The organism is Spiroplasma gladiatoris (genome assembly GCF_004379335.1).
Taxonomy (GTDB): Bacteria; Bacillota_I; Bacilli_A; order Mycoplasmatales; family Mycoplasmataceae; genus Spiroplasma_A; species Spiroplasma_A gladiatoris.
Genome location: NZ_CP038013.1, coordinates 21,628 through 35,712, shown reverse-complemented (window position 1 = coordinate 35,712; position 14,085 = coordinate 21,628). Strand labels below are relative to the sequence as shown.

Here is a 14,085-nt window from a genome sequence, read left to right as displayed (position 1 = left end):
GTTGCTGCTATGATTTATAAGCTAAATCAAGGTTTGAAAATTCAAATTCAGTTGGTGTAATTCTACCAAACAATTCAATGTTCACTACAGCAACTCCTTTTTCAAAATCCATTTCTAAGACCTGTCCTTCAGTATTTGCAAAAGGTCCATCTTTAACAACAACTACATCTTTATTTTTAAAAGAAGCTGTAAATAATACTTTTTCTTTTTTAGGTTGAGTATGACCGGTGTTTTTTTGACCAGTGTTTTTTGACCCACTATCATTTTGACTTTGTAAAACTCTTGCTACTTCTTCTGCAGTGATTGGAAATGGTTTAGCACCCTTCCCAGACGAACCAATAAAACCATTCACTCCCGGAGTGTTACGAACAATAAATCAAGTTTCATCATTCATTAACATATTTATAAATAAATAACCAGGATATTTGTTTTTATCAGTTAACTTATTGTTTTTCCCCATAAATTGAGATTTTGAAATTCTTATATCAAAAATAACTTCTTCAAGTCCTGAAGTTTCTATTTTTTGTAATAAATCTCCTCTTACACGGTCTTCGTGACCACTATTACAATTTATTACAAACCATTGACCTTTATAAGACTCAAGTTCTTCTGTAAGCGATGCTATTTCTTTAGTTTCCATTTTTTTTGTTTCTCCTAAATGATTTTCATTAATATAAATAAATGTTTTAATCCAGTATCAATTCCGTAGAAAAATAATGCAAAAATTAATATAAATATAATTACTCATGAAAATTTTTGTCCTAAATTTGCTCTTCCACTTCATTTAATTTTGTTGATCTCTTTAAGCATTTTTATTGGAGCTTCTTTTAAAGCTAACTTAACATTAATTTTTTGCTTATGCTCTTTTACTTTTGCAGCTCTTGCTTTTTTAACACGTTGCTCTTTTGTAAGACCTTTGTCACCTTCAAGGGCAGCATAAATTTCTTTAAATTGTTCTTTTTTAGCCGCTTTTGCTTTTGCTTTTTCAGCTTTAATTTTCTCTTTTAAAGCTTGCTTTTGAGCTTTTTTATCCAAATCTTTTTCTTTCATATTTATCTTGACTCCTTGTGTGTTGTTCTTAAATTACATTTGCTACAAAACTTTTTAATAATTAATCTCTCTCTTTGTGAGATAGTGCTTTTTTGCAAACTATAGTTTCTTGACAAGCAATCTTCGCAAACTAATAAAATCTTTTTCTTTGATGCAATTGCCATACAAAACACTCTTTCTAAAAAATATTATATATTTTTATCTTCAATTAGTAAATTAATTAAAAACTTTTTAAAATTTGTAATTATTTTATCATATTCTCTTCTTGTAATATCTAGCATCAAGCAAGTTTTTCGAATATTATAACCATTTAAAACAAGATTAATTGTAATAATGTCTTTGTAATTTTTACTACTTTTACAAAAAGCTAAAAAGGTAGTTCGACTTATATGGTTTAAATTTTGTTCTACAAAAGATTCATAAGAATATTTATCAACCATTTTATCATAATTGGTTTGACCGTTTTCGTATTGAACAATGCTTTCCATTTTAAATAGATCACGATTTTTTCTTGTAATTCATCTCATATAGTCTAAAATTCTTTGTCTTAATCTTAAATAGTAAAAAGCTAAAAAATTGTCACATTTTTTTTCATCATAAACTCTTGCAATTTCATTAACAGCTTCATAAAAAGGGGTTAATTCTTCACTTGGTTCAAATAAATTTAATTTTGATTTTCTATGAATTTTTAGCATGATGTTTTCAGTTCTTTCTGTAACTGTTAGTAGTTCTTCATGAGTTAAAAATTCAAATTTATCTTTTAAAATCAAATAGATGGCATGCTTTAAACTATTATTGGTCAACGTTTGCTTTAAATAGAATTATTCCTGTTGCAACAGATGCATTTAGTGAATCAATTATGTTTGATGTTTTAATTTTAAATTTAAAATCAGAATGTGACACTAGTTTGTTTGTCAAACCTTCACCTTCACTTCCAATTAAAATAACTTTTTTATCTTCAAAAACTATATTTGAAAGATCAACTGAATCATCTGACAAATACGAAGCATAAACTCAAAATCCTTTTTGCTTTAAAACATTTAAAGCGTTAGCAAGATTTGTAACTTTTGCAATTGGCATTTCAAAAGCTGTTCCTGCAGAGGTTTTTATAACTGCTGGTGTTACTTCTGTTTGGTTTCTGTCTAAAATAACAATTCCATTTGCTCCAAATAATACAGAACTTCTAATTATAGCACCAAAGTTATTTGGATCTTGAATTCTATCTAAGACAAGAATAGTTTGTTTTTTTTCATTGCTTATTAAATCTTGCAATTGACTATATTGAAAGTCTTTTACATAAGCAATTATGTTTTGATGATTAACATTTTGATTTAAAATCGTTTGAAATTCTTTAATTTCTATTGATTCTCATTTTAAGTTATTTGTTTTTATTAAATTATAGATTTCATTATCAAACGAAAATCCTTTAACTACATAAATTTTTTCGACTAAACTAGGGGAGTTTTTAATAATGCTAAAAATGTTTTTTTTTCCAAAAACTATATTTGGCATACTAAATAATTCCTCCTTCTTGAAGTTTTTTCCGAATGATATCTGCTTTTTCATAATTTTTATTTTCTAATAGCATTAATCATTCCAATAACTTCTCTTTTGTTTTTTTATCAATGTCTAATATTTTATAACTTAAACCTAATACATTTAAGATCGCCTTAAATTTTTCTAAGGTTTTGTCTAAAACTTTGTTTTTAATTTGTTTATTAATGTTTTTTGCCATTTCTTCTAATAAAGTTATTACCATTGGAGTGTTTAAATCATCATTCATAAACTCTTTAAATTTAGTTATATATTTATAAGAGTCAAAATCATCATCAATTGGTGTTTGATTATTTAAAATAACTTCTTTTGTTGCAATTTTTCAATTAGCCAGTTTCAATAAATTAAAGATTTTGTTGTTTCATTCAATTGATTGGTTAATTAATTCCTCTGTTATATTTAATGGCTGTTTATAATTGCTATTTAAATAAATAAATCTTAACTCATTAGCTCCATACTTCTCAATAAAATCTTTTACTAAAATAGTATTTCCTAATGATTTTGACATTTTTTCATTATTAATTGACAAATGTCCATTGTAAGCCCAAGCAATTGCTATTTCTTTATTATTTTTTGCAATATACTGTATTCTTTCGTTTTCATGATGAGGGAATTTTAAATCAATTCCTCCAATATGAATATCTAAAGGTTTAGTAAAGAAATTATCAATTAGTAAGGCACACTCTGTATGTCAACCTGGTCTACCATAGCTTCACTTTGATAGCCATTTCTTCCCTTTATCTGTTTTTTTTCAAAGAACAAAGTCGCCAGAATTTTTTTTATTAAAATCTTGTTCAACTCTTGCTCCTGTGTTTAATTCTTCTTTCTTTTGTTTTGATAATTCTCCATATTCTTTTTCTAAGGAAGAAATATCAAAATATACATTTCCATTTACTTCATAAGCATACTTTTTATCTATTAAAATTTCTATAAAATCAATTATCTCAATCAATTTTGAAGAGATTGGTATTACTTTAGTTGGGAGTGTTATGTTTAAATTTTCTATATCATTAAAAAATGCATCGCTATATTTTTTGGCTATGTCAAACTCAGACACATTTTCTTCTATAGCTTTATTAATTATTTTGTCATCGATATCAGTGATATTTAAAAGATATTTTACCTTAACTTCTTTAAAGGTTAAAAATTTTACAACTAAGTCTGCCAATATTAATGGTCTTGCATTTCCAATATGGATATAATTATAAACTGTTGGTCCACATGTATAGATTCTTACCTTTGAGTCATTAATAGTTTTTTTCTCGCCCGTAAGAGAGTCATAAATTTTTAGCATTATTAAATTCCTATCTATCACTTTTAATTAATGGTGATACTGCTTTATAAGTATAATATAAAATTGCTGAGTTACCAATAATTTTAATTGGAGCTTGAACTAATCTTGACATAAACATTAAAATATAACCGTTATCATTGTCTCCGGTTTCTAATCCTAAAAAACCATAATCTCCTCAAGCAGAGATTAAAGCTGTGACTAGGTATTCGGATGCCGTTGCAAATAACATAATTGGTAAAAAGACATTGAGTTTTTTACTTTTACCAGTTACTGTTCCTACGATATAAACAATTCAAACAATTATTACACATAAAAATACTGAAAGTAGAAATACTCATTTAAATACCTCTTTACTCATAAGTATTCCAGCCATATTAATTGTATTATCAGGAAAATTTGCAACGTCAATGATGTAATACATTACACCAGCAAATGCTAATAAAAATATATTTAAAATTGCTACTATTATTCAATTATTACCTTTACCAATTCTTAAAAAACTTGCCCCAATTCCAGAAACAAATCCATAACAAATAACAACAATTATAAATGCAGGGTGAATGAAAGAAGGTACAAATAGCATAACAATTATTTCAGTAATTAACCCCACTATAACTCCAACAATTGGTCCGAAAATGAAACCTGCAATTTTTACCATTAATCCTTCAATAGCTATTCTAACTGGTGGAAAAACAGTAACAGGAGCAACTAAGGAAACAACAATTGTTACACTTGCACTAACTGCTACTAGCATTGTTATATAAGCAATGTTTTTTGTTGTAAATCTAATCCCGTGATACCTTTCTCTAAGGATTGAATAAGACAAACAGTTATAAACAATATATGCAAGTATAAAAAACCCTATTATTCCAGAACCTAGATAAGCTAAGTTGTTACCTTGTAACATTAATTCTGCTAACTTTTGCATACTTTCTCCTTTATTTAGTTCAATCAATTTTTTCTAATTTTAAAGAAATTAAATAATTGTTGATAATTGAAAAAGGTTTTGAGTTTTCAAACCCTTTTTTATAACTAAACGGTGATGGATGAGCACTTTTTATGACAAACTCACTATTTATATTAAGAATATTATATAAGTTTTTTGCAAAATTTCCTCATAAACAATAAATTAAATTATTGTTTTTGCTCAATATTTTAATAATTTTAATAATTATTTGTTCTCACCCAATGTTTGTATGTGATCCTGGTAGGGATTTTTGTACAGTTAAACAAGTGTTTAATAATAAAACTCCTTGCTTGACTCACCCACTTAAATCGTTGTTGTTAAAATGATCAATACCTAAATCGTTATTTAGTTCTTTAAAAATATTAGCTAAACTTCTTGGCGTTTTTACCTTATTGCTTGCGCTAAATGCGATTCCATTTGCTACTAAATCGCTATGATAAGGGTCTTGACCTAAAATTATAACTTTTACATCTTTAAAATCAATTAATTCAAAAACCCTAAATATTTCTTCCTTAGGGGGATAGACATTATTGAAGTTTTTAATTTTATCTAAAACTTCATAGATATCTTTATCAATACCATTTTTTTCAAATAATTTTTTTCAATCTTCTTTAATATTTGCCAATATATCCAACATATTAATCTCTTAACATTTTTGTATAACGTTTTCTATAAGTTTCTTCAACTTTCTTAGCTTTTTTTAAAGCTTTTCTATCTTTTTTAGTAATTTCAATTTTTTCTTCTTTTTCTTGTTGAGCGTCATTTCTTGGTGTAGAAAAAATTTCATCATCTTCTTCAATTGGTCCAAGATCAATGATGTCATCTGCTTTTTTAGATAAAACAGGACTATGAGTTGGCATTAAATTATTTTCATACAATTGTGTAATTGTTGATGAATTTGTATCTTCTTTAAAGTTATTTGAAGAAAATACTTGTTCATTTGTTTGACTAATAAATTCCTGTTCAATAAATTCTGTTTTTATGTTTGTATTTATGATATTTTCTTGATTTTTTAATTCAGCTTTTTTATTTTTTTTACTTATTTTTTCTATATTTTTTAAATTTTTAAAAGATTTTTGAAGGTCTAAGTTATCTTCTACTCCATCAACAACATAAGTTATCGAATCATTAGTTAAACCTAAATCTTTTTTGCTTGTTTTTTTAGCTTTTTTAAGTGCTTTTTTATCGTTTCTTAAAGCACTATAATCTTCATAGTCTTTTTGTTGAGCGTCATTTCTTGGTGTAGAAAAAATTTCATCATCTTCTTCAATTGGTCCAAGATCAATGACGTCATCTGCTTTTTTAGATATTGTTACTTCTTTAGGTATTGAGTCGTTTATAGATTCACTTCCATAAGATTTTTTTTGTATATCATCTAAATTTTGAGCTGATCTTTTATCATAATTTGCTATTTCATCTCAATATTGATTGTTTTGAGATTCCGTATTTAAATTGTCGTAATTATTAAAGTCAGTTTTATAATCGTTAGATGGTCCTAAAATTTTTTCTTCAAATTTTTTAATTTCGTCTTCAGTAAGAGTGTAATCATCATTCTCATTGGTATCATTAAATTCATAAGATTCGGTAAAATTTTTATTTTCTTCTAAAACACTTTTGTCTCAAGAATCATACTTTTGACGACCGCTCCCTAAAACTGAACTCATATTATCTAAATCATAATCACTAATAATATTTTCTTGAGTATTTCGTTCTCGTTTTAACTTGTTAATTTCTTCGCTTTTTAATTTGTAATCAGATAAATCATTTTGTTCAAAATCTATATCATTTACAAATGCAGCACTATTTATTTCGAAATTATCTAGAGCTTCGTCTTCTTCCTTTTTTTCTTTTGATTTTCCCATCTTTCGTTTTTTAGAATAAGCAGCAGCTTCTCCTAAACTATCATCGTCTTTATTATTTATCTCTAAATCATCAACTTGTACAATAGCACCTTCTTCTTCTAAAGCATTAACATCAAATGCCATAGTTGTATCATCAAATTCAATTTTTCTATCGTGATAAACTTTATCTTTTTCATCTACATAGTAAGTTTTATCACCTTTATACTTTGATTTTGATGACTCTTGGTTTTCTTTATTTTTATTCGCACTTTGCTCTTCTTGGTTATTAGATAAATTATTGTTTTGGTTTAAGTTTGGATTGTCTTTACTACTATTACTTGCAATTTCGCTTTGTTGTTCGTTTTGATTTGCATGTTTTCCACCATGTTGAGCTACATTAAACTGTTCATTATTATTTTGATTTGAACTTGGTTGGTTTATTGGTTGAACGTTGGGTGTGGTTTGCTGTGGTTGAACTCTATTATTAGAAAATTGACTCGCATTATTTTGAGTTCTATTATTATAATCTTGCATTTTATTTTGTGCATAACCGTTGTTAAGTTGTTGTTTTAGTAAATGACTGCTGTCAAAACTATCTTGCCTTAATTGTTGGTTTTGTCCGAAACTATTTAAATGATCTAATTTAGAGTTTTGTCCGTAAATATCATTGTTTATTGGCATTCCACTTACATTAAAGTTTTCATTTTGTGGATAACCTTCCATTGGTTGATGGTATGAAAACATCATGTCTTGAGGAGGGTTTGGCAAATATTGACTTTGATAATCGTAATTCATAAAGTTTTGAGAACCAACAAATGATGGAATAGAACTTAGCATTGGTTGTTGACACAACGGAAAATCAGGCTGTTGAATAGAACTATTAGAAAAAGCAAAACCATTTTGACCAAAAACAGGACCTTGAATTAAAGAATCATAAACTGTTAAACAAGGTTCTCCTAAAGCACTAAAAAGTGATTGAAGAAATTTGTGAGCGTCTACTTCGCTCGCAAATGATGCAACCACTTTATTTATATTACCATCAACTATATGATAGTAGCCATTATCAAGTCTTACGTAATAATTCACAAATAGCCCTCACCTTTAATATAAATTATTATCTCACAAAATTACTTTTTTTTAAAGAGGTACTTTACTACTTAGTATAATAATTATAATATAAAAATCCTTCATATGAAGATTATTAGAACCAAGTCTGAATCTAAATATAAAGGATTGTAGTAATTATTTTTTTGTAATTTTAATTTCAGGAACAAAATTTTCATCTAAAATGTTGTACATGTATTTTTTTTCATCTGCGAAAGTATTTTTAAAACTATATTTATACGGTTCGTATCAAACAATTGAATATTCAACTCCGTCATTTGTTGTTGTAAGATCAACATTTTTAAGTCCTCATTGTATTGCAATCTTATTAATATTATTATATTCAATTTTATAATTTACAATGTTTTCATTAATCCCGGGGTCTTCAAATCCTAAAGTTATTTTTGCAAAGTTTTTTGATTCTGTATAAACAAATGATTTATTAGCTTGAATTGTTTTGCCATCTTCTGAAGCATATAATTTAAAGGTATCTCCTGTTGGAGCAGACTCTAATACTTTATCATCAACTGGTTTAACAACATTTTTATCAAATTTAGTTGGTACATCAAACTCACCAAGCAATTTTATAGATCTTGTGTTTTTTTCATCTTCTGCAACTTTACTTAATTTTGTAGCTCTATTTATTATTTCTTTGTCATCATCATTTGTTGAGTCATAGCTTTCAAAAATTTTAGTTTCTGCATCTTTTTGTGCCAACACTTCTAAAAAACTGTCTAGTGATTTTCCAGTTTCAATAACGGTTTTAGCATCATTTTTTAGTTTAGTTTTGTTATCTAAACCTTCTGTAATATCTCAATTGTCAACTATTTCTGATGAAGTAACTTTTTTATCTTCTTTATTTTTTTTAACAACAAAAATTCTTGAATCTGTTTTTACATCAAAATTACTATTTTTATTATTTTTAGTTTTTGCTTCTTCACTTCTTCCAAAATCTATTGAAGTAAAGTTTGTATTACGAGAAGATTCGTATGCTTCTTTAAAACTTTTTAAAGTTTCATCTTTATTAATAGCTTCTGCATTATCATCTAAGTATTTATTTAAAGATAAGCTTTGCCCTTGAACACCTAAAAATTCTTTTTGTTTATTTAGAGTTTGTGCATTTTGATATTTATCTTTTGTAAAAGTTATCCCTTCTAACAAAAGACTTGCGGTTGTAGTTACTTTGTTAGCTTGTAAAGTGTTATCATAACTAGTTATTTCTAACTCTTCTGGTTTTTCAACTTTATTTTCTAACCCATCAACTGTTACTACAACTTTTTTTGTTTCAAGCGTACAAGCTAAAGCGGAAGTAGAAACACTTCCAACAATTGTCATAATACTCATAAGTGATAATAATTTTTTCATACTTTTCTCCTATCTTGCTAGATAATTTTATAATAATTTTGCGATTTTTTTAAGAGTTTTTAGTTCTATCTATAAATTTACCATAACTTCTTAAGAAGTTTACTTTTATAACTCCCGTTGCACCATTTCTATGTTTTGAAATAATCACATCTGTTTCATCATTAGCCTGTACCTCTAAATTATCATATTCTTTTTTTTCATAATAAGCCTTACGATATAAAAACATAATTATGTCAGCATCTTGTTCAATCGCTCCTGAATCTCGTAAGTCAGACATTAATGGAGTTTTTTCTTCTCTTTTTTCCACGCTACGAGATAATTGTGACAAACAAATAATTGGTATATTTAACTCTCTTGCAATTTTTTTCAGTTGTCTAGAAATTGCAGCTACTTCATTTTGTCTATTATCCATTCTTGATTGAATAGAAGAAATTAGTTGTAAGTAATCAATTACACAAAGTTCAATATTAAAATCTCTTTTAAGTTTTCTTAATTTTGATTGAATTTGTAAAACATTTAATCCTGGTGAATCATCAATTACAATATTCATATTTTTAATTTGCTCGCTACCATTAGTTATTCTTGATCAAGTTTCTGTTGTTAAGTTTTGTGCTGTTCTTAATAGTGAAGCATCAACTGCAGATACAGAAGATAAAACTCTTTGTACCAATTGTTCTTTTGGCATTTCTAAGGAGAAAAATACAACTCCTTTTTGTCTTTCAGCTGCATTAATAGCGAGATTTAGTGCAAAAGCAGTTTTCCCCATACTTGGTCTTGCCGCTAGAATGATAAAATCACCTTTTTGCCAACCATTTGTGATTGTGTCTAAATCATTAAATCCAGAAGGTACACCGTTAATAATATCTCCATTTTTTTCAAGTGCTTCAATTTTTTTTACAACTTCAACAATTGTTTTTTTAATTTCTTCAGCATCTTCTGTTTTTAATTCTGTTTTAATATTTAAAATTTTTTGTTGAGCAATCATAAAGATTTCTTCGATTGGGTGTTTACTATCTCTAAGTTGTTTTATTTCAATTACAAAGCGGTCTAATTGTCTTCCTATAGAATTTTTAAAAACAATATGAACATAATCTTCATAACCTTCATCAGTATAAAAATAACTTGAAATATCAGCTAAATATTCTAAACCTCCAACTTTTTCTAATTGATTTTTATCTTCTAAATATTGGCATAATATCGCAATTGATGGGGTTTGATTATTTTGATTAATAGCACTGATTGCCTTAAAAATAATTTTATGAGATTCAATAGAGAAGTCATCTGCTTCTAACCTACTAAGTATTTCAAAATTAACTTTTGGAGAATGCATAGCAATAGAAAGTACTGTTTTTTCTGAATCTATTAAAATCGATTGCTGTGCTATGTCAATGTTTGGAACCATTATTCTATTCCTTCTACTTGAACTTTTAAAGTTGCAATAATTTTAAAATCTAGTTTAATTTTTAAATAATGTAATCCAATTTCAACTAAGTTATCGTGTTTTTCAAACTTTCTTTTATCTAGATCAATGCTAAACTCTTTTTTTAATCTGTCACAAATTTGAGATAAAGAGACTGAACCAAATGGTTTTCCACTTTTAACTTTTAAACTAAAGTTTAAAATTAAAGATTCTATTTGATTTTTTAATTGTTCAACTACATTTTTTTTAGCATCCATTATTTGTTGTTCTTTTTTTAATCTAACTCCTAAATGACTAACATCATTTTTTGTTGCTAAAATAGCTAATTTTTTTGGAATTAAATAGTTTTTTGCATATCCATCAGAAACTTCTACAACCTGATCTTTTTTACCATAATTTTTTACATCTTGTAATAAAATAACTTTCATATAAATCACCAAAATAATTATAACAAACTATTAAAAAAAGCACTCTATAAATGAGTGCTTAATTAAAAAACATAAATTAATTACTTACAAATGGAAGCAATCCCATAATTCTTGCTCTTTTAATTGCAGTAGCAAGCATTCTTTGGTGTTTAGGAGATGTTCCTGTAATTCTTCTTGGTAATATTTGTCCATTAGTTGATATAAATTTTTTTAATAAATCTACATCTTTATAATCTATGTAATCAATACTATTTTTAGCAAAAAAGTTAACTTTTTTTCTTCTTATAAATTTTGGTTTCATAATTTATTCTCCTTTTAATCTTCTCATAAAATTGAATCATCATCATTTGAAGGATTATTATCTTCAATTAAATCAAAATCATAGTTATTTGTTTGAGGTAGGTTGTTTTGTTGTTGATGTTGGTTGTAGTTTTGTGAATTGTTAGCTCCACTTCCTTGACTTGAACCTAGAAATTGAACACGATTTGCTCTAACAGTAACTACTGTTGAATATTGATTGTTGCTATTATCTTGTCTAACACTAATGCTTCCTTCAACAGCAAGTTGTGATCCTTTTTTAACAAATTTAGTCATATTTTCAGCTGTTTTTTCTCATGCAAAACATGGAATAAATTGAGTGTATTGAGTTCCTGCTCCATATTCGTTGACCGCTAAAGTAAACGCTACAAAAACTTTTCCTCCGCTTGAAGTTCTTAATTCTGGATCTTTTGTAATTCTTCCTATTAAGTTTACTGAGTTCATTTTCTTCCTCCTTTAAATCAGATTAATCAGATTCTTTTTTAATTACTTTTTTTTCTTCAACTGGTGCTGTGTTTTCTTTTGCAGCTTCAGCTTTAAATTCTCTTTGTGGTTGAGAATTATTATCACCTTCTGGTCTTCTGTAGTTTGGTCTTCTTTCAAACCCTCTTGAAGGTTTTTTCTCTTCTTTATATTTAGCCATATCAGTTTTTGATAATTTAGTTGACTGAATGTATTTTTTTTCATTTTCTGTGTTAATAATTAATTCACGAACAACACTTTTGTCAATTCTTGACACACGTCTAAATTCTTCAATATTATCACTATTTGTTTCTACGATTAAAACTGTGTAAAAACCTTTTTTCTTTTTGTTTATTTCATAGGCAAAATCTTTTAATCCTCAATCTTCAGATTCAAGAATTTTACCGCCATTAGCAACAAGTATGTCATTCAATTTAGTTTGAATTGCTTTAACATCACTTGTGTCTTGATCAATTATATACATAACTTCGTATTTTCTAATCATATATTTACTAGCTTCTCCTTATGGTCTATTGGCCTTATTAGGCAAGGAGTTAATATAAATTAACTCGCCTATATATTATATATTAAATCTTTTTAAAACTTAATTTATATTATCTTTTTATATCACTTTTATAAGTAATTTTTATATTTTCATTATCTCCATCAATTGTTATAATTTTATAACCTTTATTTTCAATTGCTTGGCAATCATCATATCAATCTTGATCAACGTTTTTATACTCTTTTTTTAATGCACTAGCTTTAAATAGTTGTGGAGTTTGACTTACCACAAACTCATCTCTATTTTGAGTGATTAATTCTCCTATGGTTCTTTTTAAACAACTTGTAATTTTAAGAACAGGTACAACTGCATCATTTTGTTTAATACTACTAATTAAATTTTCAATAAGTTTATTATTTACAAAAGGTCTAGCTCCATCGTGAACCATTACAAATTCTGAATCAACAAGTTGTAATCCTTTTTTAACAGAAAGACTTCTTGTTTTTCCTCCTTTTAAAAATTTAATATTAAAAAATTTACTTTTTAAAATATTTTCAATTTCATTATTTGTTACTATTATTATCTTGTTAAAATTTTTATTTTCTAAAAAACATTCAATAGTTTTTTCAATTACAGTTTGACTATTTATTTTTTCTAATAATTTGTTTTTCCCAAATCTAGAACTTTTACCATTAGCAACTATTATTAAATCAATCATTTTATATCTCCTATTTTGATTATAAATAAAAAAATCAATCATAAAATGATTGATTATAATATTTTAATATTGTTAATATTGCAATAATTAACAAAGTCTTGATCTCAAATAGATGATTGCACTTCTGCAATGTGTTGTTTTTCTAGTATCGCCATTGTTATTCTATCAATATATATTCCACAACTTATAGTCAATGGTAGTTTATTAGACTTTAACAAATGGTGATACTGTGTTTGGGTTTTTGCATTTTCTTTTAAAATATTATTTTGTTTTTTTAAAGTTTCACGATCAACAGAGTAACCAACATAACCAATACTTACAACTTTTTCACAGTCACTATTGTAATAATATATTTTTGAAAAAGTTTTAAAATCGAATATGTCACTTGAGAATTGATTTACATTATTTTGGTTAAATAGTTTTTCTACAAACTCTTGTAACACAAAACAACCATTGTCTTTTCCAAAACGATTAATTCTTTCGTTAAAAGTAAGTAAAGGATAAAGTTCTTTTAATTTTTTGTGCGTTACAAAAATAAGAGTGTTACCAAAATGACTTGAGTTTAATTCTGTTAAATTTTTTGATACTTCTCTGTCGACGTTTGATATTATTTGAAAAATATTTGTAATAACATAATTAATATCTTCTAAAGAGTATTTAACTTTAATTATTTCCATTCCATACTCGTGATAAGTTATTGAAGAAACATTGCTAATTTCACTATCTCTTTCAATTGATTGAAAATCTGTAAAAATTCCTGTGTTGTTATCCTTTAGTCCTACTTCACTTAAAAAGTATCTTCTTCATTTGTTGTTTGATTGAAGCACTTCTCCATAACTATTATTATAGGAAATGTCAAAATCAATTGGTCTTTTAGTTTGTTGAGCGTCATCGTTTAATCATAAATTTTTATCTGTTACTATTGCTGAATTAACTTCTAAAAGATTAAATTTTCTTTTTACAGACTCTTTAATCTTTCTTTTTATTTGCCCCATGCCTTCAATAGTTTTTAATAAACTTAATTTTGAAACATAGCCTAATGCAATTCCAAACTTCATA

Annotated in this window: 17 protein-coding genes; all 17 read right to left on the bottom strand. The window is 26.5% G+C overall.

Going from position 1 to position 14,085, the window contains the following annotated elements; translation table 4 throughout:
- Positions 1–7 precede the first annotated feature (7 nt).
- Positions 8–640 carry a transcription termination/antitermination protein NusG gene (nusG, locus tag SGLAD_RS00180; RefSeq protein WP_134297038.1) on the bottom strand — a complete coding sequence of 211 codons (633 nt, stop codon included), beginning with the start codon at positions 638–640 and terminating at the stop codon, positions 8–10.
- Positions 641–654: 14 nt separating this feature from the next.
- Complete coding sequence (gene secE / locus SGLAD_RS00175) at positions 655–1,050, bottom strand: preprotein translocase subunit SecE (protein WP_134297037.1); 396 nt, start codon at positions 1,048–1,050, stop codon at positions 655–657.
- Between the two features lie 2 nt (positions 1,051–1,052).
- Complete coding sequence (gene rpmG, locus SGLAD_RS00170) at positions 1,053–1,214, bottom strand: 50S ribosomal protein L33 (protein WP_134297036.1); 162 nt, start codon at positions 1,212–1,214, stop codon at positions 1,053–1,055.
- A 24-nt stretch (positions 1,215–1,238) separates the two neighbouring features.
- Positions 1,239–1,820 carry a hypothetical protein gene (locus SGLAD_RS00165; RefSeq protein WP_134297035.1) on the bottom strand — a complete coding sequence of 194 codons (582 nt, stop codon included), beginning with the start codon at positions 1,818–1,820 and terminating at the stop codon, positions 1,239–1,241.
- 22 nt (positions 1,821–1,842) lie between these two features.
- Positions 1,843–2,562 (bottom strand): 23S rRNA (guanosine(2251)-2'-O)-methyltransferase RlmB, encoded by a 720-nt coding sequence (gene rlmB / locus SGLAD_RS00160; RefSeq protein WP_166739141.1) that lies wholly within the window; start codon positions 2,560–2,562, stop codon positions 1,843–1,845.
- Position 2,563: 1 nt separating this feature from the next.
- On the bottom strand, positions 2,564–3,898 hold the full coding sequence (cysS, locus tag SGLAD_RS00155) for a cysteine--tRNA ligase (RefSeq protein WP_134297033.1): 1,335 nt from the start codon (positions 3,896–3,898) through the stop codon (positions 2,564–2,566).
- 10 nt (positions 3,899–3,908) lie between these two features.
- Entirely contained in the window at positions 3,909–4,826 is a 918-nt protein-coding gene (locus SGLAD_RS00150; RefSeq protein ID WP_134297032.1) for a hypothetical protein, read from the bottom strand.
- A gap of 10 nt (positions 4,827–4,836) precedes the next feature.
- Positions 4,837–5,502: a uracil-DNA glycosylase gene (locus tag SGLAD_RS00145; protein ID WP_208338084.1), complete on the bottom strand. Its 666-nt coding sequence runs from the start codon at positions 5,500–5,502 to the stop codon at positions 4,837–4,839.
- A gap of 1 nt (position 5,503) precedes the next feature.
- Positions 5,504–7,792 (bottom strand): hypothetical protein, encoded by a 2,289-nt coding sequence (locus SGLAD_RS00140; RefSeq protein ID WP_134297030.1) that lies wholly within the window; start codon positions 7,790–7,792, stop codon positions 5,504–5,506.
- 156 nt (positions 7,793–7,948) lie between these two features.
- Positions 7,949–9,175, bottom strand: a complete 1,227-nt coding sequence (locus SGLAD_RS00135; protein WP_134297029.1) for a hypothetical protein — start codon at positions 9,173–9,175, stop codon at positions 7,949–7,951.
- A 49-nt stretch (positions 9,176–9,224) separates the two neighbouring features.
- Positions 9,225–10,577 carry a replicative DNA helicase gene (dnaB, locus tag SGLAD_RS00130; protein ID WP_134297028.1) on the bottom strand — a complete coding sequence of 451 codons (1,353 nt, stop codon included), beginning with the start codon at positions 10,575–10,577 and terminating at the stop codon, positions 9,225–9,227.
- Positions 10,577–11,023: a 50S ribosomal protein L9 gene (rplI, locus tag SGLAD_RS00125; RefSeq protein ID WP_134297027.1), complete on the bottom strand. Its 447-nt coding sequence runs from the start codon at positions 11,021–11,023 to the stop codon at positions 10,577–10,579. The genes dnaB and rplI overlap by 1 nt, the downstream gene beginning before the upstream one ends.
- A gap of 76 nt (positions 11,024–11,099) precedes the next feature.
- The gene (gene rpsR / locus SGLAD_RS00120; protein WP_134297026.1) at positions 11,100–11,324 is read right to left on the bottom strand and encodes a 30S ribosomal protein S18; all 225 of its coding nucleotides are present in this window, start codon (positions 11,322–11,324) and stop codon (positions 11,100–11,102) included.
- Positions 11,325–11,338: 14 nt separating this feature from the next.
- Entirely contained in the window at positions 11,339–11,785 is a 447-nt protein-coding gene (locus tag SGLAD_RS00115) for a single-stranded DNA-binding protein (protein WP_134297025.1), read from the bottom strand.
- A gap of 22 nt (positions 11,786–11,807) precedes the next feature.
- Complete coding sequence (rpsF, locus tag SGLAD_RS00110) at positions 11,808–12,308, bottom strand: 30S ribosomal protein S6 (RefSeq protein WP_134297024.1); 501 nt, start codon at positions 12,306–12,308, stop codon at positions 11,808–11,810.
- A 109-nt stretch (positions 12,309–12,417) separates the two neighbouring features.
- Positions 12,418–13,026 carry an IspD/TarI family cytidylyltransferase gene (locus tag SGLAD_RS00105; RefSeq protein ID WP_166739140.1) on the bottom strand — a complete coding sequence of 203 codons (609 nt, stop codon included), beginning with the start codon at positions 13,024–13,026 and terminating at the stop codon, positions 12,418–12,420.
- A 53-nt stretch (positions 13,027–13,079) separates the two neighbouring features.
- Positions 13,080–14,084, bottom strand: a complete 1,005-nt coding sequence (locus tag SGLAD_RS00100) for a class-II aminoacyl-tRNA synthetase family protein (RefSeq protein WP_134297022.1) — start codon at positions 14,082–14,084, stop codon at positions 13,080–13,082.
- Position 14,085 lies beyond the last annotated feature (1 nt).